The organism is Dyella sp. (assembly GCF_036746095.1).
Classification (GTDB): domain Bacteria; phylum Pseudomonadota; class Gammaproteobacteria; order Xanthomonadales; family Rhodanobacteraceae; genus Dyella_B.
Genome location: NZ_DAIOEU010000008.1, coordinates 57,470 through 77,390, shown reverse-complemented (window position 1 = coordinate 77,390; position 19,921 = coordinate 57,470). Strand labels below are relative to the sequence as shown.

The 19,921-nt window shown below is 63.7% G+C and carries 16 protein-coding genes; 5 read left to right on the top strand and 11 right to left on the bottom strand.

What is annotated here, in order from left to right:
- Window positions 1–165: 165 nt before the first annotated feature.
- Together typA and V7M64_RS05845 are read right to left on the bottom strand one after the other, a co-directional pair.
- Complete coding sequence (typA, locus tag V7M64_RS05850; RefSeq protein WP_333677721.1) at window positions 166–1,998, bottom strand: translational GTPase TypA; 1,833 nt, start codon at window positions 1,996–1,998, stop codon at window positions 166–168.
- Window positions 1,999–2,538: 540 nt separating this feature from the next.
- Window positions 2,539–2,817, bottom strand: a complete 279-nt coding sequence (locus tag V7M64_RS05845) for a hypothetical protein (RefSeq protein WP_333677720.1) — start codon at window positions 2,815–2,817, stop codon at window positions 2,539–2,541.
- A 477-nt stretch (window positions 2,818–3,294) separates the two neighbouring features.
- On the opposite strand from V7M64_RS05845, the gene V7M64_RS05840 reads away from it, so the two are divergent.
- The 3 genes from V7M64_RS05840 to V7M64_RS05830 all read left to right on the top strand — a co-directional run bounded on the left by V7M64_RS05840 (window position 3,295) and on the right by V7M64_RS05830 (window position 6,355).
- Window positions 3,295–5,040 carry a 3-hydroxybutyrate oligomer hydrolase family protein gene (locus V7M64_RS05840; RefSeq protein ID WP_333677719.1) on the top strand — a complete coding sequence of 582 codons (1,746 nt, stop codon included), beginning with the start codon at window positions 3,295–3,297 and terminating at the stop codon, window positions 5,038–5,040.
- Window positions 5,041–5,217: 177 nt separating this feature from the next.
- Window positions 5,218–5,727, top strand: coding sequence for a peptidylprolyl isomerase (locus V7M64_RS05835; RefSeq protein ID WP_333677717.1), 510 nt, complete (start codon window positions 5,218–5,220; stop codon window positions 5,725–5,727).
- A 199-nt stretch (window positions 5,728–5,926) separates the two neighbouring features.
- Window positions 5,927–6,355 (top strand): YidB family protein, encoded by a 429-nt coding sequence (locus V7M64_RS05830; RefSeq protein WP_333677715.1) that lies wholly within the window; start codon window positions 5,927–5,929, stop codon window positions 6,353–6,355.
- Window positions 6,356–6,431: 76 nt separating this feature from the next.
- Here V7M64_RS05830 and V7M64_RS05825 read toward each other — a convergent pair whose 3' ends face one another.
- Window positions 6,432–6,686 carry a GlsB/YeaQ/YmgE family stress response membrane protein gene (locus tag V7M64_RS05825; RefSeq protein WP_333677714.1) on the bottom strand — a complete coding sequence of 85 codons (255 nt, stop codon included), beginning with the start codon at window positions 6,684–6,686 and terminating at the stop codon, window positions 6,432–6,434.
- Between the two features lie 208 nt (window positions 6,687–6,894).
- Between V7M64_RS05825 and V7M64_RS05820 the strand changes: the two genes are divergently transcribed.
- Window positions 6,895–8,094: an aminotransferase class I/II-fold pyridoxal phosphate-dependent enzyme gene (locus tag V7M64_RS05820; RefSeq protein ID WP_333677713.1), complete on the top strand. Its 1,200-nt coding sequence runs from the start codon at window positions 6,895–6,897 to the stop codon at window positions 8,092–8,094.
- A 69-nt stretch (window positions 8,095–8,163) separates the two neighbouring features.
- Window positions 8,164–9,150 (top strand): malate dehydrogenase, encoded by a 987-nt coding sequence (locus V7M64_RS05815; protein ID WP_333677711.1) that lies wholly within the window; start codon window positions 8,164–8,166, stop codon window positions 9,148–9,150.
- A gap of 107 nt (window positions 9,151–9,257) precedes the next feature.
- Here the strand turns inward: V7M64_RS05815 and V7M64_RS05810 are convergent, their stop codons facing one another.
- The 8 genes from V7M64_RS05810 to V7M64_RS05775 all read right to left on the bottom strand — a co-directional run bounded on the left by V7M64_RS05810 (window position 9,258) and on the right by V7M64_RS05775 (window position 19,819).
- Window positions 9,258–10,331, bottom strand: coding sequence for an SRPBCC domain-containing protein (locus tag V7M64_RS05810; protein ID WP_333677710.1), 1,074 nt, complete (start codon window positions 10,329–10,331; stop codon window positions 9,258–9,260).
- Window positions 10,332–10,508: 177 nt separating this feature from the next.
- Window positions 10,509–11,234 (bottom strand): UDP-2,3-diacylglucosamine diphosphatase, encoded by a 726-nt coding sequence (gene lpxH, locus V7M64_RS05805; protein ID WP_333677709.1) that lies wholly within the window; start codon window positions 11,232–11,234, stop codon window positions 10,509–10,511.
- Entirely contained in the window at window positions 11,231–11,932 is a 702-nt protein-coding gene (locus V7M64_RS05800) for a peptidylprolyl isomerase (RefSeq protein ID WP_333677707.1), read from the bottom strand. The genes lpxH and V7M64_RS05800 overlap by 4 nt, the downstream gene beginning before the upstream one ends.
- Before the next feature lie 124 nt (window positions 11,933–12,056).
- On the bottom strand, window positions 12,057–13,574 hold the full coding sequence (locus V7M64_RS05795) for a Ppx/GppA phosphatase family protein (protein ID WP_333677706.1): 1,518 nt from the start codon (window positions 13,572–13,574) through the stop codon (window positions 12,057–12,059).
- A 133-nt stretch (window positions 13,575–13,707) separates the two neighbouring features.
- The gene (gene ppk1, locus V7M64_RS05790; protein ID WP_333677704.1) at window positions 13,708–15,855 is read right to left on the bottom strand and encodes a polyphosphate kinase 1; all 2,148 of its coding nucleotides are present in this window, start codon (window positions 15,853–15,855) and stop codon (window positions 13,708–13,710) included.
- 133 nt (window positions 15,856–15,988) lie between these two features.
- Window positions 15,989–17,047, bottom strand: coding sequence for a phosphate regulon sensor histidine kinase PhoR (gene phoR, locus V7M64_RS05785; RefSeq protein WP_333677782.1), 1,059 nt, complete (start codon window positions 17,045–17,047; stop codon window positions 15,989–15,991).
- Window positions 17,048–17,297: 250 nt separating this feature from the next.
- Window positions 17,298–17,987: a phosphate regulon transcriptional regulator PhoB gene (phoB, locus tag V7M64_RS05780; protein ID WP_333677702.1), complete on the bottom strand. Its 690-nt coding sequence runs from the start codon at window positions 17,985–17,987 to the stop codon at window positions 17,298–17,300.
- 137 nt (window positions 17,988–18,124) lie between these two features.
- A complete protein-coding gene (locus V7M64_RS05775) occupies window positions 18,125–19,819 on the bottom strand; it encodes a M48 family metalloprotease (protein WP_333677700.1) in 1,695 nt (564 codons plus the stop codon).
- Window positions 19,820–19,921: the final 102 nt, after the last annotated feature.

The window sequence follows — 19,921 nt, the reverse complement described above, 5'->3', positions numbered from 1 at the left end:
TGACAAACAGGCCCGGGTGCGGTGGCGATGCTGCAGGGTGAATGACGAGGTGTCAAAGCTATGCTTGCGCCCGAACTCGCCTCCCTCCCAGAGGCAGCGGCGGGTTCGATAAGCCATAAAAAAGCCGCCTTGCGGCGGCTTTTCCATTCAATTCACGCGTTCCCGTCAACCAGCACTACGCGAAGCCTTCTTGCGATCGTTCTCGGTCAGGTGCTTCTTGCGCAGGCGGATTTCCTTCGGCGTCACTTCGACCAGCTCGTCGTCGTCGATGAAGTCCAGCGCCTGTTCCAGCGAGAACTTGGTCGCCGGGGTCAGCTGGATGGCATCGTCCTTGCCCGAGGCACGCATGTTGGTCAGCGGCTTGGGCTTGATCGCGTTGACGGTGAGGTCGTTGTCCTTGGCGTGGATGCCGACCAGCTGGCCTTCGTACACGTTGTCGCCTTCGGCGGCGAACAGCTTGCCGCGCTCCTGCAACGGCCCCAGCGAATAGGCGGGCGTGGTGCCGCCGGCGTTCGCGATCATCACGCCGTTGAGGCGCTTGGCGATCTGGCCTTCTTCCTTCGGGCCGTAATGGTCGAACACGTGGAACAGCAGGCCCGAACCCTGGGTGAGGGTCTTGAACTGGTTCTGGAAGCCGATCAGGCCGCGCGCCGGAATCATATATTCCAGGCGCACGCGGCCCTTGCCGTCCGGTTCCATGTTCTTCAGCTGGCCCTTGCGCACGCCCAGGCGCTCCATCACCGGGCCCTGGTGGATTTCTTCCACGTCGACCACCAGCTGCTCGAACGGCTCCATCTTCTGGCCATCGATTTCCTTGATGATCACTTCCGGACGCGACACGGCCAGTTCATAGCCTTCGCGGCGCATGTTCTCGATCAGCACCGACAGATGCAGTTCGCCGCGGCCGGAGACCAGGAACTTGTCGGCGTCGGAGCCCTGTTCCACGCGTAGCGCCACGTTGTGCACCTGCTCGCGCTCCAGGCGGTCCTTCAGCTGACGGCTGGTGAGGAACTTGCCGCCAGAAAGGTCCTTGTTGCCGGCGAACGGCGAGTTGTTCACCTGGAAGGTCATGCTGATCGTCGGTTCGTCGACGGTCAGGGCCGGCAGCGCTTCGGGCTTGTCCAGCGCGCACACGGTGTCGGAAATGGTGAGTTCCTGGATGCCGGAGATGGCGACGATGTCGCCGGCTTCGGCGCTGTCCTGCTCGATGCGCTCAAGGCCCAGGAAGCCGAGCACCTGCAGTACCTTGCCCTGGCGCTTCTTGCCGTGGCGGTCGATCACGGCCACCGGCATGTTCTTCTTCAGCGTGCCGCGCTGGATGCGGCCGATGCCGATCACGCCGACGAAGTTGTTGTAGTCCAGCTGGCTGATGCGCATCTGGAACGGACCGTCCGGATCCACTTCCGGCTTCGGCGCGTGGTCCATGATGGCCTGGTACAGCGGCGTCATGTCGCCTTCGCGGGCGTCCTGGTCGAGCGAGGCGTAGCCGTTCAGCGCCGAGGCGTAGACGATCGGGAATTCCATCTGCTCCGGCGTGGCGCCGAGGCGGTCGAACAGATCCCACACCTGCTCCACGACCCATTCCGGACGGGCGCCCGGACGGTCGATCTTGTTGACCACCACGATCGGCTTGAAGCCCATCGCGAATGCCTTCTGCGTGACGAAGCGGGTCTGCGGCATCGGGCCGTCCATCGCGTCGACCAGGATCAGCACGGTGTCCACCATCGACAGCACGCGCTCCACCTCGCCGCCGAAGTCGGCGTGGCCTGGGGTGTCGACGATGTTGATGCGGTTTTCACGCCACGTGATGGCGGTGTTCTTGGCCAGGATGGTGATGCCGCGTTCTTTTTCCTGGTCGTTGCTGTCCATCACGCGTTCGGCCAGCACGGTGCGTTCGGACAGGGTGCCCGACTGCTTCAGCAGCTGGTCGACGAGGGTGGTTTTGCCGTGGTCGACGTGGGCGACGATGGCGATATTGCGCAGATTTTCGATGGACATGAGTGCCAGGCTTGGGCGGGCTGTAGGGCCGCCGCACAGGTTTTGGTCAGGGTTAACCTGTGGATTATACGGGGTTATGTGACAGGTTGCTTGCGGGGGCTTTTGCTCCCTCTTCCCTCCGGGGAGAGGGCTGGGGTGGAGGGTCAACCTTGAGGGATCGATGTATTCGCCACGGGGCCGTCATTCCCGCGCAAGCGGGAATCCATTTTGATCTTCGCCTTGCCGCGTCATTTCGCGACTTGAAGCATTGCCTGCGGCGCTTTCGGTCCCTAATGGGACCTGGTCACTTTCTCTTTGCGTGCCCCCACCCGCTTCGGGAACGCGGGCGAACAGCGCATGCTGGCCCGAAGGGCTGAGGGGCAGCATGCCCGGGGTAAAAGAAAGTAACCAAGGAGAAGGCCACTCCAACGGACGCGCTTGGCGGGCATCCATGCCCGCCAAGTCCGTGAAGGGCAGGCGCGCGTCCTGCGCGGCCAGTTAGCGGCGCATGCGCCGCTAACTGGCTTGTTCTTCGCGTAAGCATTGCTTGTGCAATGACTGTCAGGCCTCCACGTCTTCCTCTTCTTCTTCGTCCTCTTCATCTTCTTCGAACTGCGCCAGCTCTTCGACGCGCACGAAGTTGGCGGCCTCGTCGGCGAAGACGATGTGCTTGCCGTCGGCGCACATCGGGCGCACGGCTTGTGCCTTGTTGCCGCCGTCGAGGATTTCCACCAGGGCGAAACAGACCAGGGCGGCGGCGCTTTCTTCGCCGCTTTCGTCGTAGACGGCAACCCAGCCGTTGGCGGGAAGGATCTGCAGGATGTTCGTTTGCTTGGACATGGCGGCTCCGCGTGCTTGAAAGGCGCGCAGCTTGCCCGGCGTGCATGACATTGGCAAGCGCGCAGGCGGATGTACACGCCGCGGTGCGAAACCCATGCCCGGCAGGCGAGATGGAACACGCCTGTCACCACAAATACCGCCACCTTCTTGATCGCGGTTGCATGCGCTTTCGCCGTGCGCTCCTCAATTCCGAAACGGTCGGCAATTTGCTTGTTGAGAAACCTTCCGCAAGCCATGCCCGCACGCGGTATGACTGCTTGGCCAAACGTGCGAGGCGTGCAGCAAGATCCGCGGGCGCGGACATGACCGTGGCCGGCGCTGTCGCCAGATGCGGCGCGGCATGTTGTACTTTCGTGCGATGGCAGCCCGGCGCGGGCTTGCTATGGCGGGAAAACGACCATCCATTACTCGTTGAAGAGCATCGCCGCGCCGGCCTCTTTTGACTGGGCCACGCAGGCGTTTGCAAAGGAACCTTCGATGCAAGGGGTCGATTTCGTGCAAGGCGAAGTGAGCGTCACCACGCATCGCGACCACGATGATTTACTCAGTTCGGGCCTCGGTCTCGATGGCCTGAAAGGGGCGCCGGCACCATTTGCCAACCCGGCCCATCCCACCTCGCCGGAACTGCGCCGGCGTGCGATCCAGACGAGCTGGAAGGGCATTGCCGATCTCGGTCCGCTGGGAGGATATGGCACGGTTTACGGTGGCGTGCCCGATGTGCCAGGGCGCGAATACCAGGCCTTCGCAAAAATTCCCGGCGCGTATCAACCGCATCGGGTGCTGGTGCAGGTGCCGGATCATTTCGACCACGCGCATCGCTGCCTGGTGGTGACGGCGTCGTCCGGGTCGCGCGGTGTTTACGGCGCGATCGCACTCGCCGGTGCATGGGCCCTCCCGCGCGGATGCGCGGTGGCGTATACCGACAAAGGCACCGGCTCCGGTTATTTCGACTACGCCGACAACAGTGGCGTGGCGTTGAATGGCGAACGCGCCAAGCGCGGCACGGCGATGCTGGAGTTCGAGCCGGCCGAAACGAAAGGCGAGGGCATAGCTTTCAAGCACGCGCATTCGGGCGACAATCCCGAGGCCGATTGGGGACGCGATGTGTTGCAGGCGGCGCAATTCGGCCTGGCGATGCTGGATCGTGCGTTTCCCGCGCAGGCGCCGTTTACGCCGCAGAACACCAGGATCATCGCGACCGGGCTTTCCAACGGCGGCGGCGCAGTGTTGCAGGCGGCGGGAGCGGATGCGCATCACATGCTCGCTGGCGTCGTGGCGCTGGAGCCGAACGTGCACATGCCTGACCGCGGCAGCGCGCTGTATGACTACGCCACCGAAGCGGCGATGTGGCTGCCGTGCGCCTTGATGGATGCGCGCTTTGCCTCGGCGCCGTTTGCACGCGATGCCAACGGTGCGCCCCATGTGGCATGGGCTGCGCGTTGCGCGAGCCTGCATGCGCAAGGTCTGCTGAAAGCCGCCGCTCCCGAGCAGCAGGCGGCCCAAGCGCATGCGCATCTGCGCCGCGCGGGATGGACGGATCAGGCGATGGCCACCGCGGCGGCGTCGACCGCGTTGGATTTGTGGCGTGCAATCGGCGCGGCGTATGCGTCGGCCTATCTGCATCGCGATGCCGCCAACATGCCGTGCGGTTATCACTATGCTGCCGTGGTCAACGGCAAGCCGGCCGTCGCCGACGAAGCCACGCGCGCGAGTTGGTGGGCGGATGGGTCCGGCATTCCGCCGGGCCATGGCATCGGCCTGCTCGGTGGTACCGATGCAAGCGCCGATCCGCATCTGGTCGGTATCACATGCCTGCGCAAACTGTGGACAGGCAACGATGCCGATGCGCGGGCTTTGCATGCATCGGTGCGTGCACTGGCGGCGAAGTTGCCGCGCAAGGATTTGCCGATGTGGGTGTTGCACGGGGCGAGCGATGGTTTGCTGCCGACCGCGTTTACCTCCGAACCCTATGTGGCGTGGCTGGAGGCGGAAGGCCGGCAGCCGTTGTATTGGAAGGTGCCCTATGCGCAGCACTTCGATGCGTTCCTGGCGTTGCCGGGGTTTGGCGACAAGCATCTGCCGTTGCTTCCTTATGGCTATGTGGCACTCGATCGCTTGTGGGCGCATCTGTTCCAGGGTCAGCCTTGGCCGTCCGCGTTGCCGACACCCGCGGGCACGGCGCGTGGTGCCGGGGCGTTGCAGAAGGGCATGCTTGGCTTGTGATGACCGTGCCGCACGACGGGGATGAAATCGCAGCTTCTTGTGGTTTCTGGTGCTGGCATTTCATCCGGCCCAAGGGGATATGGCCCGACTTGTTACAACCGGCCTTCGCTGGCGTTATCCTTGCTGGCCGCAGCCCTTCGGGGCATCCGAGCTCCGCAGAACCTTCAAGGAATACCCATGGCCATCAATGTCACGATCACTACCAACCGAGGCCCCATTCACCTGCGCCTGCACGAAGACAAGACTCCGGTGACGGTGGCGAGTTTCGTCAACCTGGCGCGTCGCGGTTATTACGATGGCCTGTCGTTCCACCGCGTGATCCCCGACTTCATGGTCCAGGGCGGTTGCCCGGAAGGCAGTGGCCGCGGCGGCCCGGGCTACCGCTTTGAAGACGAGTTCCATCCCACGCTGAAGCACGACAAGCCGGGCATCCTGTCCATGGCCAACGCCGGTCCCCGTACCAACGGCAGCCAGTTCTTCATCACCCATGGGGCCACGCCCTGGCTCGACGGCAAGCACAGCGTGTTCGGCGAAGTGGCCGGCGGTGACGACCAGAAGGTGGTCGATGCGATCAAGCAGGGCGACACCATCGAGAAAGTGACGGTGGAAGGCGACGTGGATGCCTTGCTGGCGGCGCAGGCCGAGCGCGTGAAAGAGTGGAACATGGTGCTTGATCAGCGCGGTTGAGTGCCGCTTCCCATCGCCAGCAACTTCTGCTCGTCATCTCGGTTTTCGCGGGCATGACGGTTGCGGGGTTTCCGGCGAGCCGGCGCCTTCGGGCAGCGGTATGTTGAAGAAGCCCGTGCTTTCACGCCACTGTTACGCATGTGTAGGCACGTCCACATAGAATCCACCTGCTTGGATTCATTCCCAAAGGAGAACAGCCATGTCGTTACTCGACAGTTTGGGCAGTCTGTTAGGCGGCAATCAGGGTGAGGGTGCCGGTTCGCTGATTTCGATGGCCGGACAGTTGATCCAGCAGGCCGGTGGCGTGCAGGGCCTGGCCGACAAGTTGCAGCAGCACGGCTTGGGCGATGCGGTGCAGTCCTGGATCGGCAGCGGTGCCAACCAGGCCATCTCCGGCGATCAACTCAATCAGGTGTTGCAGAAGACCGGCCTGGATTCGGTGGTCAACCATGCAGCCGGCAAGCTGGGCGTCGATCCGGGCCAGTTGATCGGCCAGTTGGCGCAGGTATTGCCGCATGCGGTGGATCACGCCACGCCGGATGGCCAGGTGCCTGCGAGCGGTGGGGGTTTCGACCTCTCCATACTGGGCGGTCTCGCCGAAAAGCTGCTCGCCGCACGCCCCGCCTGAGCGGTACGCGCTGAACAAAAAAAGCACGGCGGAAAAACCGCCGTGCTTTTTTGTTGCCTGCAAGAAACGGCCGGCCTCAGTGCTGGATGAAGCGCAGCAGATACAACAGGACGATCGCGCCGACGATCGACATGATGAAGCCTGCCGTGTGGAATTTCTGCCCTGGCTCCGGCTTCTTGAACAACATGCCGATGAAGCCGCCGATGACCGAACCGACGATACCCACGATGGTGGTCATGATGAACCCCATGTGCTCGGCGCCCGGCACGATCCAGCGGGCGATAAGACCGACGATGAAACCGACAATGATCGACCAGATGATACTGAACATGGATATCCCCTTGCGTCTTGAAAGACGTTGCTGTTGATCACATGACACCCCTCCGCCCGGTCTTGCGGCGGCCCCGCGCCATCATGCCAGCGAGCGATCCTGGATCAACAGGAATTTTCTGGGTCTGTCCCTCCGTCCTCGCGGGACCACGCATCGCTACATGCTAAAATCCGCCGGTTTGCTGTCCTGCACCCCATCGAGGAAAGCCATGCCCCAGCTCGCCCAGCGCATCGGCCGCGCCAAACCCAGCGCGATCATGGTCATCGCCGAAACGGCCAAGCAGCTCAAGGCCGCCGGCCGCGACATCATCAGCTTCTCGATCGGCGTGCCGAACTTCCTGCCTGGCGAACATGTATACGCAGCAGCCCGCGAGGCGCTCTCGCATGACAGCGGCCAATACGGCAGCAACCGCGGTTCGGATGCGCTGCTGGATGCGTTCCTCAAGCACATCGAGGCATTGGGCTTTACCGGCTACGGACGGTTGAACCTGTCGGTGGGCATCGGCGCCAAGCAGGTGCTGTACAACCTGGCCGAGGCATTGCTCAACGACGGCGACGAGATCTGCTTCCCGGCACCGTACTGGACCACCTATCGTGATATCGCCGACATCGTCGGTGCGAAAGCCAACGTGCTGCATTGTGGTCCCGACCAGAACTACAAGCTCACGCCGCAGCAGCTGGAAACCGCGCTGGGGCGCAAGCCGAAAGTGTTCCTGTTCAACAACCCGTCCAACCCCACCGGCATGGTCTACACGCGCGAGGAAATCGCCGCGCTGGCGGACGTGCTGGTGAAGTATCCGGATACGTGGATCGTCACCGACGACATCTATAACTCGATGGTGTTCGATGGCATCGGCTATCACAACTTCGTGTTCGCGCGGCCGGAATTGCGCGATCGATTGATCTTCGTCGATTCGATTTCCAAGACCTACGGCATGCCGGGTTGGCGCGTCGGTCTGATCGCCGGGCCGGAGAACGTGGCCAAGGCAGTTACCACGCTCAATTCCAATCACATCACCAGCGTGCCGGAAGTGATCGCGGCGGCAGCCATTGCCGCCTTCAGCGGTCCGCAAGACGTGCCACAAGCCAAGTGCAAGGAATTCGCAGGCAAGCGCGACGTGGTGCTGGCGGCGCTGGCGAAGATTCCCGGCGTGGTGTGCCCGCGACCACAAGGCGCGTTCTATGCGTTCCCGGATATCTCGGTGGCGTTCGGCAAGAGCCACGACGGCACGCGCATCGAAACCGACGTGGATTTCTGCGCCGCCTTGCTGGGCGCCAAAGGCGTGGCGTGCGTACCGGGCTCGGCCTTTGGCGAACCGCGTGCCATGCGCATTTCCTACACCTGCCCCACGGCACAGTTGGAGCCAGGCCTTGCACGTATTGCCGAGTTCTTCGCCGAGCTGAGTTGATGTGTTCACCCGGCCCGCGTCGTTACGACGCGGGCTTTGTCGTTTTATGCACCTGAAGGAGTTGCCACGATGAAAGCCCCCGTTCGTGTTGCCGTGACCGGCGCAGCCGGCCAGATCGGTTACGCCCTGCTGTTCCGTATTGCCGCCGGCGACATGCTCGGTCCGGATCAGCCGGTGATCCTGCACTTGCTCGAAATCACGCCCGCACTGCCTGCGCTGCAAGGCGTGGTGATGGAGCTCAACGATTGCGCGTTCCCGCTGCTGGCCGGCGTGGTCGCCACCGATGACGTCAATGTCGCTTTCAAAGATGTCGATTACGCCCTGCTGGTCGGTGCGCGTCCGCGCGGTCCGGGCATGGAGCGCAAGGATCTGCTCGAAGCCAACGGCGCCATCTTCGCGCCGCAGGGCAAGGCGCTGAACGATCACGCCAAGCGCGACGTGCGCGTGCTGGTGGTCGGCAACCCGGCCAATACCAACTCGCTGATCGCACAGCAGAATGCGCCCGATCTCGATCCGAAGTGCTTCACCGCGATGGTGCGCCTGGACCACAACCGCGCGTTGTCGCAGCTCGCCGAAAAGACCGGCAAGCACACCACCGACATCAAGAAGGTCACCATCTGGGGCAACCACAGCTCCACCCAATATCCGGACTTGCACCACGCTACCGTCGGCGGCAAGCCGGCGCTGAGCCTGGTCGACCAGGCGTGGTACGAGAAGGAATTCATTCCCACGGTGCAGCAGCGCGGCGCCGCGATCATCAAGGCGCGTGGTGCTTCCTCAGCTGCTTCGGCCGCGTCCGCCGCGATCGATCACATGCGCACCTGGGCGCTGGGCACCGCCGAAGGTGACTGGGTGTCGATGGGCATTCCGTCCGACGGTTCCTACGGCATCCAGCCGGGCGTGATCTACGGCTACCCGGTGACGGTAAAGAACGGCAAGTACGAAATCGTGCAGGGTCTGGAGATCAACGATTTCTCGCGTGCACGTATGGATGCCACGGATAAGGAACTGCGCGAAGAGCGCGCGGGTGTCGAGCATTTGTTTGCGAAGAAGTAATCGTTAGCTTCGCTATTGCCGGGCAAACGGCCACCCATCCGGGTGGCCGTTTTTCTTTGCAGGTTGGGTTACCCCCGGATCAAGGCAACCCAGCTACGCAACCGTCGTCAGAACCCGGGCGGCGCGGTTTGCGCAAAGCTTGCACGGCGTGCGATCACCTCGTGCCCGCGCATCACATTGGCAAACGAAGCGAGGATGTCTTTGCTCTCAGGATGGTTGGCCAGGTACGCGATGATCGGCGCCAGCTCCAGGTCGGCAAGGCTTAGCCGTTCGCCGACGAGGTAGTCCCGCTCGCCATACGCACGATCGAGAATCGTCAGCTGCTTGTGCATGTCGACGATGGCGCCGTTGATCACGGCGCGATTCGGTGTGCCGCCGGGGCCCTTCGGCAACGCGAATTGCAAGACGAAACGGCGGATCATGGCGTCGTAGCCGTAGCAGTTGATGCTGCTGATCCATTGTTCGGCCCTGGCCCGCTCAGCCGGCGTGTCCGGCATCAGCCTGGGGCCCGGATGGGCTTCGTCGATGTAGCGCAGGATGGCTGGCGATTCGAACAGCACGAAATCGCCGGCGCGGAAGGCGGGGATTTTGCCGAAGGGGTTGAGTGTGTTGACGACGTCGCTATGCGGTGGCTGCGGGTCGAGGGTATAGGAGATGCCTTTTTCGATCAGCGCCATGCGCACCGAACGCACGTACGTGCTGCGCGGGTCGCCCACCACGCTGATTCGGCTTTCCGTCGGTTGCGGCTTGCCGGCCAGCATATGCGCGAGGCTTTCGAGGGAGGAGGTCCAGCCGCCTTGATGCGAATCGCGCACGTCCTCGCTGGCAAAACCGGCATGGTCGAGGGTCAGCTCGGTGCGTTCTCCGCGTTCGGCGAAATGCAGGGTCACCAGCGTTTCCGGGCCAAGCTCGCCGTTTGCCAGCCAGGCCCAGGTGAAGGCGATTTTTTCGTGCGGAACAAGTTCGCGGAATTCGCCGACCACCATGTATACCGCGCCGGCCGGCGAATGCATTTCGTAGCGGTATTTGCCGCCGGTTCGCGCATCGATATCGGCGCGCGGGATGCTAAAACCTTCGGGGCCGAACCAGCTCTGGATGGCCTCTTTGCTGGTGAAGATGTTGTACAGTTTTTCTGCTGGCGCATCGAAGATGCGATTGAACGTGAGTGAGAGAGGTGTCATGGGCGTGAGGTCGAGGAAATAGACCATACGCTAAGCGGAGCTTGATGCCGGGTCTGTCGGGCGCAGCTGAAAAACGGCCTGCGGGTGCGCCTTCAGAAGGGGTGCTCTATTCCTACGCACGCATGGGCAGGTTTGCGGCCCAGCCCGCGTTGCCGGTGGGCATGACGCGCCTTGTCGTCAGTCGCTGATGGTGCGCAACTGGCTGCCTTCCGGGCCGACGCGCAACACCGAGCCTTGCTCGTACCAATCACCCAGCACGATGCGTTCTGCCGTTTGGCCGTCCAATTGAAAATGATGAATCGCAGGGCGATGCGTGTGCCCGTGGATCAGGTGCGTCACGCCTGCGTTGTGCATGGCCTGGGCGACCGCGTCGGCGTTCACGTCCATCAGTGTTTCGTCCGCGCCGCTGGTGTAGCTGCGGCTTTCGGCACGAGCTTTCGCGGCCAGGGTGCGGCGCGCCTCCAATGGCATGGCCAGTACTTGCGCTTTCCACTCCGGCGAGCGCAGTTGGCGACGCAGTTGCTGGTAGGCGACGTCGTCGGTGCAGAGCACGTCGCCGTGCATCAACAGCGTGGGGGTACCGTACAGATCGTGCACGGCACCGTCTTCGATCAGTGTCATGCCGGCGCGTTTGGCGTAGGTTTCGCCGAGCAGGAAATCACGGTTGCCGACGATGAAATACACCGGCACGCCGGCATCGCGTACGGCCGTGGTGGCGCGTGCGATGCGATTGGGAAGCTTGGCGTCGTCATCGTCGCCCACCCATGCCTCGACCAGGTCGCCGAGGATGTACAGCGCATCGGCCTGGCGGACTTCGTCGCCCGCGAGATAGTGCTCGAATAGCGACGTGATATGCGGACGGCTATCGTCCAGGTGCAGGTCGGAAATGAACAGTGCGGTCATTTTTTTGACTTGCGCGGTGCCGGCGCCGGTTTCACCGGGGCTGGTTTTGCAACCGTGGCGGGTGCGGCCGGCGCTTCCTCGCCGATCACGCTTGCGCTTTCGATCACCACCAGCGGCGTGGGTACGTCCGCAGCGAACGGTCCCTGTGCATGCGTGGGCAGTGCGGCGATCTTGTCGACCACGTCCATGCCCTTGATCACCTTGCCGAACACGGTGTAACCCCAGGTGAGGCCGCTCTGATTGCCGACATAGTCCAGGCGGCGGTCATCCACCAGGTTGACGAAGAACTGCGACGTGCCCGAATTCGGGTCCGCGCCGCGCGCAACGGCGACGGTGCCGCGCAAATTGGAAAGACCGTTGTCCGCTTCGCTGGGTACGGGTGAATGCGTGCGGCGCGGTTGCAACTCGGCGGTGTAGAGGCCGCCTTGAATGAGATAGCCGGGGATGACGCGGTGGAACACCGTGCCGGCGTAAAAACCTTCGTGCACGTAGCGCAGGAAGTTCGCCACGCTCTTGGGCGATTTGTCTGCGTACAGCTCCAGCGTGATGTCGCCTTGCGAGGTGTGCAGCGTCACTTCCGGATTGGCGGCCGCGGACGTGGGAGCGGGAGCGGGGGTGGTAGCAGCGGGCTTGGCGGTCTGCGCAACGGCCAGCGGCGCAGCGAACAGGAAGAGGGCAGTCAGCAGGTACTTGGGCATGATGTGGGGGCGGTACGCTGAAATGTCCGCGCATGATACGCGGGTGGGCAGGCTGGGATGAAATCCAAGCACCTGAAGAGGAAGGGAAGCCGGGATTTCATCCCGCCTACCCGGTTGCTTCTCGTCACGTCGTGCTAATCGACAAAGCCACGCCCAGCTCCGCCATTGGCGTGGTTTCCTGCTCCAGGTCCGCCTGCGTCAGCGGGTGCTGTTCCACCCATGCGGCCGGCAAGCTCAGGCCCAGGCGCTGGGCGCTGGCCGACAGGCGTAGTGGCGGCAGCGATTCGGGGCGGCGCGCGCGGCGGAACAGCACCGCCAGGCGCAACAGGGCCGTGATATAGCGGGCGAGCTGGCGATAGCGTTGCGGCAAGGTGGAGAAGCTGGCCTTGTCCGGTTTGCGCCGATGCGCCTGCACGATGGTGGCGAGCAGATGCTGTTCCTGTTTGGAGAAACCGGCCAGGTCGGCGTTGCGCAGGATGTAGGCGCCATGCTGGTGATGCTGGCTGTGCGCGATGGCCAGGCCGATTTCGTGCACGCGCGCGATCCACGACAGCCATTCGCGTGCTTCGCCGTCCAGCTTCCAGCTGGGTGCGACCTGATCGAACAACATCAGCGCGGTGGATTCCACGCGCCGCGCCTGCGCGCGATCCACGCCGTAGCGGTTGGCCAGGGCATCGATGCTGGAGGTACGTGGATCGGTGCCGCCGGCGCGGCCGATCAGATCCCACAGCAACCCTTCGCGCATCGAGCTTTCGCATACCTGCAGGCGTTCGATGCCGAGCGCGGCGAAGGCGGCTTCGAAAATCACCACCGCACCGGCAAATACCGGCGCACGGTCTTCCGAGAGGCCCGGCAGTTTCAGCGTGCTGATCTGGCCTTGCTCCAGCAGCGCATCGCGCAAGGTGGCGAGCGAAGCGGGGGTGACGCCGTGGTCGGAGAACTTCATCGCCTGCACCACGGCGCCGATGGCCTTGGCGCTGCCGGACGAGCCGAAGGCATCGGTCCAGCCGGCTTCCAGGTATTCCTCCGCGAACTGCTGCAGCAACACGCCGATCTCGCCACGTGCACGCTGCCAACGCTTGCGCGTGAGCTTGCCGCCGGGGAAGAAGCGCTGCGTGGAGGCAATGCAGCCGACCTGAACGCTTTCGGTGTGCAGCGGGGCGAGGCCGCGGCCGATGATGAACTCGGTGCTGCCGCCGCCGATGTCGATCACCAGCCGGGGTTCGCGCGAAGTGGGCAGGTCGTGCGACACGCCCAGGAAGATCAGGCGGCCTTCCTCGCGGCCGGACACCACTTCCACCGGATGGCCGAGCGCCGCTTCCGCTGCGGTAAGAAATGCCTGCGGCGAAGCAAGCCGGCGCACCGTGTTGGTGGCCACCGCACGCACGCGGGCAGTGGGAATGCCGGCGATGCGTTGGCCGAAGCGAGCCAGGCAATTGAGCGCGCGGGCGCGATGTTCGGCATCCAGGGTGCCATCCGCGCGCAGGCCGGCGGCCATGCGCACGGTTTCGCGCAGACGGTCGATCACCCGCGGTTCGCCGTGCTCCATGCGGGCAACGACCATATGGAAACTGTTTGAGCCGATGTCGACGGCGGCCATGAGCTCGCCATCCTTGATCTGCATCTGGTCACCGAGGCTCATAGAGATGCTCTGTTCGAACTGTCGGCGATTCTCGCATGGATGCCGACATCATCAACCCTGGGCTTGCAGGTTGAGGTGACAATCCCGGCATCGGGAGGCAATAAAACGCCGGGATTCCATCCCAGCGTGCGCGCTAATGATCTTCCCGCAGCCTGGTCGGAAGCGCAGGACGAACCGGCGCCACCACCGCGCTGCACAGCTTCGCCAGCAACGCCTCCTGCGCCGAATGCGGCGTGTCCTCGCCCGGGGTGGCGCGCGTATAACGGCCGTCACTCTCCAGCAACCACGCATGCGTGTTGTCGGCGAGGTAGTTGGCGAGCGTTTCCTCATATATGCGTGCGGCTAGCTGCGGATCGAGGATCGGAAAGGCCACCTCAATGCGGCGCATCAGGTTGCGCTCCATCCAATCGGCGCTGGCGCAATAGAGCTCCGGCTCGCCATCGTTGGCGAACCAGTACACGCGGCTGTGCTCAAGGAAACGCCCCACGATCGAGCGCACTCGGATGCGTTCGGATACACCCGGCAGGCCCGGCCGCAACGTGCAGGCGCCGCGCACGATCAGGTCGATTTCCACCCCGGCCTGCGCGGCGGCGTAAAGCGCCTCGATCACGTGCGGTTCGTTCATGGCGTTGAGCTTGGCGACGATGCGTGCCGGCTTGCCGTTGCGTGCGTAGGCCGTTTCGCGCTCGATCTTTTCCACCACGTTCTTGTACAGCGTGAAGGGCGAATGCAGCAGGCGCTTGAGGTTGATCATCGGCCCGAGGCCGGAGAGCTGCTGAAAGATCTTGTGCAGGTCGTCGCCGAATTCCGGATTGGCGGTCATCAGGCCGATGTCGGTATACAACCGGCTGTTGGCTTGATGGTAGTTGCCGGTGGACAGGTGCACGTAGCGGCGCAGATGACCATCTTCGCGCCGCACGATCAGCATCATCTTGGCGTGCGTCTTGAAGCCCACCACGCCGTACACCACTTGCACGCCGGCCTCCTGCAACTGGGTGGCGAAGCGAATGTTGGCTTCTTCGTCGAAGCGTGCGCGCAGCTCGATCACCACGGTGACGTCCTTGCCGCTGCGCGCCGCTTCGATCAGCAAATCCACCAGCGGCGTGTCCTTGCCGGCGCGGTACAGCGTCTGCTTGATCGCCAGCACATCGGGATCCTGCACCGCCTCGCGCAACAGATCGACCACTGCGTTGAAGGACTCATACGGGTGATGCAGAAGAATGTCGCGCTGGTTGAGCACGTCGAAGATTTTCCGCCCGCCGCTCAATGCCGCCGGCAGGGCAGAGGTGAAGCGCGGGAATTTCAGCGCGGGATGGTCGAGTTCGTCATACACCAGCCCGGCGCGGATGATGTTGACCGGGCCGTTGCAACGGTAGACGTCGCTTTCTTCGAGATCGAAGTTGCCGATCAGCATCGACACGATCGATTGCGGGCAATCGGCGCCGATTTCCAGGCGCACCGGCCGCGCGTAGCCGCGCCCGTGCAGTTCTTCTGCCAAGGCACGGGCGAGGTTGTCCACTTCTTCCTCTTCCACGATCAGCTCGCTGTTGCGGGTGACGCGGAACTGGTACGACCCGGCCACCTTGAAGCCGGGGAACATCATGTCGACGAAGGACTGCAGCAACTCGGCCAGGAACACGTAGTGATCGCCTGGGCCGCACACCTCGTTGGGAATGCGGATGATGCGCGGCAATGAGCGTGGGGCGCGCACCAGCGCCATATGGCCCTCGTGGCCGAATGCATCGCGGCCCTGCAGCACCACGGCGATGTTGAGCGTCTTGTTGAGGATGCGCGGGAACGGATGCGCCGGATCGAGTCCCAGTGGCGACAGCACCGGCAGTACTTCGTTTTCGAAGTAGCCGTGCAGCCAGCGGCGCTGGCGCGGCGTCCACTGCGCGCGCGTGAGGAAATGGATGTTTTCGGCGGCGAGTGCGGGACCGAGTTCGTCCTGCCAGGTGGTGTATTGCGCGCTGACCAGGTCGAGCACGCGTTCGCGGATGCGTGCCAGCAGTTCGCCGGATGGGATCCCGTCGGGGCCCGGCGCGGCCGAGCCGAACTGGTGATGGTGCTTGAGCATCGCCACGCGCACTTCGAAGAATTCATCGAGGTTGTTGGCGACGATGCTGAGGTAGCGCAGGCGCTCCAGCAGCGGAATGCGGACATCGCGCGCTTGCGCCAGTACGCGGAAATTGAACTCGAGCGTGGCCAGTTCGCGGCTCAGGAACAGCTCGGGCTGGGGCGTTTCGGCAACGGCGGGTTGGGTGGCTTGACGGCGCGGCATCCACACATTCTTACCCAGGAGCCGGCACGGCGCCTATGTGTTTGTAGGTAGACGTTCAACGTTTTGTAATGGGCCCTTCAATCTTTTGGCCCTCATGCCCGCGAAAGCGGGCATGAGGGCCAAAAGAGACATTTCAGGTTTCCGCGGACCGGGACTCATGCATCTCCGGCTCCAGCAAGCGCTCGCGTCCAAAGCAGCAGGTAAAGGTGGAGCCCTGGCCCGGCATGCTGCGGATATCCATGCGCGCCTGATGCAAGCCCAGCACATGCTTGACGATCGAAAGCCCGAGGCCTGTGCCGCCGCTGTCGCGCGAACGGCTGGAGGAGACGCGGTAGAAGCGCTCGGTAAGGCGCGACAAGTGGTCGGCGGGAATGCCGTAGCCGGTGTCGGTGACCGAATAGCTGGCGCCTTCCGTGGTGCGTTCCCAGCGAATGGTGATGCGCCCGCCGGTGGGGGTGTAGCGCACCGCATTGCTGACCAGGTTGGAGAGCGCGCTGTGCAGGTCTTTGGGCGAGCCGAGCAGGTCGATGTTCGCCATGTTTTCCATGGTAATGCTGTGGCGGCCCTGGCTCAGGGCCTCGGCTTCCTTGCGCAGCGTGGCCAGCAGCGGCGCCATCGGCACGCGTTCTTCGCTGACGTGGTCCTGCGTTTCCAGGCGCGACAGCGTAAGCAGGTCTTCCACGATCTGGCCCATGCGCTTGGACTGCGCGCGCATCTCGTTGAGCACGGGCGCCAGGTGCGGCACGTCTTCGGGATCGAGCAGTTCCAGGTAGCCGTGAATCACGGTGAGCGGCGTGCGTAGTTCGTGCGACACGTTGGCCACGAAATCGCGGCGAATCTGCTCCAGCCGCGACATGTGGCTGATGTCGCGCGCCAACAGCAGGCGCTGGCGCGCGCCGAACGGCAGCAAGGTCACGTTGATGTGGCGGCTGGGCGCGCCCGGCGCGCTGACGTCGTTGAGCGGTTCGGGCGAGGGTTCTTCCAGCCAGCCGGCCAGCTCGGAGTTGTGCAGGCGCTCCCTCAGTACCACGCCGCGATCTTGCGGGCGGCGCAGGCCGAGCAGGCTTTCGGCGGCATGGTTGAACCAGCGCACGTGCTGGTCCTGGTCGAGCAGCACGATCGCGTCCGGCAGGCTGCCTGCGGCACGGCGTAGATCATGCAGATTGGCGGCTAGGCGTCGGGAGCGCATCATGAATCGGTCATGGCGGGAGGAGTCCGAGGTACCCACCGTGGGGTCGGACGGTAAGCTCATGATGGGCTTAGCAATGTGACGCAAATGCGTCAACAACAAGACAATCTCTGCTACCGCGATGAGCGCCACACCGGTCGCGACGTGGCCGCCAGCCAGCCAGCCGCCCCATGCGCCCACAAGCAACCCGCCGGCCAGCGCGAGGGGAAGTTTCCAGGCGCCTGCGACCGGGGTCTTCATGTCGATGCTTGCCTCAAGGGCTGGCCGAGAAGCGATAGCCGGCACCTCGGACGGTCTGCACCATGTCTTCCAGCTTCCACGGTTCGAGCGTCTTGCGCAGGCGGCGGATGTGCACGTCGACGGTGCGTTCCTCCACATACACGCTGCCGCCCCACACATGGTCCAGCAACTGCGCACGCGAATAGACGCGTTCCGGATGGGTCATGAAAAAGTACAGCAGGCGGTACTCGGTCGGGCCGATCGGTACCGGTTCATCACCGGCAAACACGCGATGCGCCGGGCCGTCGATGCGCAGCCGGCCCAGTTCCACCATGCCCGAGCCGTCATCGCCCTGGCTGCGCCGCAGCACGGCCTTGATGCGGGCGATCAGCTCGCGGGTGGAGAAGGGCTTGACCACGTAGTCGTCCACGCCGGCTTCCAGGCCGTTGACACGGTCCATTTCCTCACCGCGCGCGGTGAGCATGATGATGGGGATCTCGCGGCTCAGTTCTTCCTTGCGCAGGCGGCGGGCCAGATCCAGGCCGCTGGTGCCGGGTAGCATCCAGTCCAGCAGGATCAGGTCGGGCACCTGTTCGGCGATGGCCACTTGCGCGGTGCGGGCGTCCGCCGCTTGCGCGGTGTCCATGCCGGCCTTGCGCAGGGCGAAGGCGACCATGTCGCGGATGGAAGCTTCGTCTTCAACAATCAGGATGCGTTTGTGCACGCTAAGGTCCGGAGGGTGGCCTATGACGCAAATATTGCAGCGGTGCAATGTTACGAGCCAATGACAGGCTGTGAAAACAATGCCTTGGGGCGTGCCCGAGGCCATTGGATCGGTTGAGTTCGCTCAATGGAACCCACTTAGCGGCTATCGGCTCCCATGCTGAAACAAACTCTGTCCTTGCAGCCCGGCCCGAACTGTTGCTGCGTCTGGTCGGTGCCATCCGGATTGTCATCCGTGGAGATCCGCCGCTTGCGCAGTTCCATCACCAGCGGGGTGAGCTCGGCAATGTGGGCCTGGATCCGGGCGCGCGCGTAGTAGTCCAGGTCGTTGCGCTTGAGCAGCCCCTTCAATTGTTCCATGGCATCGAACGGCCGCCCGGACAAGTAACTGGCCTGGGCGTAGGCTTCGCCCGCGCGGACTTTCTCCCCGGCTGTTTCCGCCGCGCGGGCATAGGCGGTGAACAGGCTGGGCTCGTCCGCGTCTTCCAGCATCGGGCGCAGCAGTTCGGCGGCCTGGGCAGCCTGTTCCTTGTTGCCGCCGAAGTTGAGCGCATTGGCGTAGGCCAGGCCAATGGCCTTGTTGCGCGGCGATTCGGTGTTGAGTGCGGCGTAGATGCTCAGCGCGGAGGCGCGTTCGCCGGCCTGCAGGCGTGCATCGGCCATCGCCAGGCGCACGATGAGGTTGTCCGGCGACTTGTCCAGCAGGGGCTGCAATTGCACGATGGCCTTGGCGCCCTGGCCGCTGCGCGTGAGCGCCAGCGCGTACCCGTAGTGATTCTCCGGCGTGTTGTAGCGGCCATCCTGGCGGCCGAGCAGGCTGGCGTAGTAGTTGCTCATGCGATAGGCGTCATCGGACAGCACGCGCACGCGTTCGCGCATCAGCAGATACGTGCTGGGGCTCGAGCCCGCGCTGCGCTTCACAGGGAGCAGGGTGGTCGGGTCTTTCACGTAGGCGATCGGGGCGGTTTGCTGTACCCAGCGATTCTTGTCGAGCAGGTTGCCGTTTGGCTGCAATTTCTGGGCGGCAATCAACGCGCCGGCACGCGACTTGGCGTCGCTGATACGTTCGGCGGTGACGGGGTGATCCTGCAACAGGGAGGGTACCTGGAAGCCGCCGGAGTCGGCGCTCATTTGGTCTTCCATGCGCTGGAAAAAGCCGGCCATGGCGTTGGGGTCATAGCCGGACTTGGCCAGCGTTTCGATGCCAGTGCGATCGGCTTCGGCTTCATCCTTGCGAGTGAAGTTGATCTGCTTCTGCATCAGCACGCCCTGCCCGCCCAGCAAGGCGGCTGCCGCGGCCTGGCCGCCGGCGGCACCGCCCGCGGCGATCGCGCCGAGCGCGACCAGCGCCATCAGCGGCGTGTCCTTCTTGGCCGATTCATACGCGCGTTGCAGATGGTTTTGCGTGATATGGCCGATTTCGTGTGCCATCACGGCGGCCAGTTCGTCTTCGTTGCGCGTGATGACGATCAGGCCGGAATCGATGCCGATGTAGCCGCCCGGCGCCGAAAACGCATTGATGACCGGGTCCTTGGCGATAAAGAACGCGAAGTGGTCCTTCGGCTTGGCCGAATTGGCGACCAGGCGAAAACCGAGGCTGTTGATGTAGTCGTCCAGCAGCGGGTCGTCCACCACCATGTCCAGCGCACGCATCTGCTGCAACATCATGGCGCCGTAATCCTGCGCTTCCTGCGGTGAGATCAGTGCGTTGGCCGAACTGCCGAGGTCGGGCAAGCGGACGTCGTCGGGCTTGTCTTGCGCGCCTGCCCCCAAGGCCACCCCGGCGGCGGCCAGCGTGATGAGCAAGCGGTAACGGAAGGGTGAATGCGGCATGGTCATAGATGAACGACAATAGCACTCAGACCGTTCGGCAGTGTGGCAGTTCAGCTTGCTTTCGACACCGCTGCCGCCATCTATGCCGCAAGTTATCCCGGA

Bases quoted from the DNA above. Each gene is read 5' to 3' on its own strand.
- ppk1 (WP_333677704.1), bottom strand. From the start codon at position 15,855: ATGCCGCGCCGTCAAGCCACCCAACCCGCCGTTGCCGAAACGCCCCAG.
- lpxH (WP_333677709.1), bottom strand. From the start codon at position 11,234: ATGACCGCACTGTTCATTTCCGACCTGCACCTGGACGATAGCCGTCCG.
- typA (WP_333677721.1), bottom strand. From the start codon at position 1,998: ATGTCCATCGAAAATCTGCGCAATATCGCCATCGTCGCCCACGTCGAC.
- V7M64_RS05825 (WP_333677714.1), bottom strand. From the start codon at position 6,686: ATGTTCAGTATCATCTGGTCGATCATTGTCGGTTTCATCGTCGGTCTT.
- V7M64_RS05830 (WP_333677715.1), top strand. From the start codon at position 5,927: ATGTCGTTACTCGACAGTTTGGGCAGTCTGTTAGGCGGCAATCAGGGT.
- V7M64_RS05800 (WP_333677707.1), bottom strand. From the start codon at position 11,932: ATGCCCAAGTACCTGCTGACTGCCCTCTTCCTGTTCGCTGCGCCGCTG.
- V7M64_RS05845 (WP_333677720.1), bottom strand. From the start codon at position 2,817: ATGTCCAAGCAAACGAACATCCTGCAGATCCTTCCCGCCAACGGCTGG.
- V7M64_RS05835 (WP_333677717.1), top strand. From the start codon at position 5,218: ATGGCCATCAATGTCACGATCACTACCAACCGAGGCCCCATTCACCTG.
- V7M64_RS05775 (WP_333677700.1), bottom strand. From the start codon at position 19,819: ATGCCGCATTCACCCTTCCGTTACCGCTTGCTCATCACGCTGGCCGCC.
- V7M64_RS05815 (WP_333677711.1), top strand. From the start codon at position 8,164: ATGAAAGCCCCCGTTCGTGTTGCCGTGACCGGCGCAGCCGGCCAGATC.
- V7M64_RS05810 (WP_333677710.1), bottom strand. From the start codon at position 10,331: ATGACACCTCTCTCACTCACGTTCAATCGCATCTTCGATGCGCCAGCA.
- phoR (WP_333677782.1), bottom strand. From the start codon at position 17,047: ATGATGCGCTCCCGACGCCTAGCCGCCAATCTGCATGATCTACGCCGT.
- V7M64_RS05820 (WP_333677713.1), top strand. From the start codon at position 6,895: ATGCCCCAGCTCGCCCAGCGCATCGGCCGCGCCAAACCCAGCGCGATC.
- V7M64_RS05795 (WP_333677706.1), bottom strand. From the start codon at position 13,574: ATGAGCCTCGGTGACCAGATGCAGATCAAGGATGGCGAGCTCATGGCC.
- V7M64_RS05840 (WP_333677719.1), top strand. From the start codon at position 3,295: ATGCAAGGGGTCGATTTCGTGCAAGGCGAAGTGAGCGTCACCACGCAT.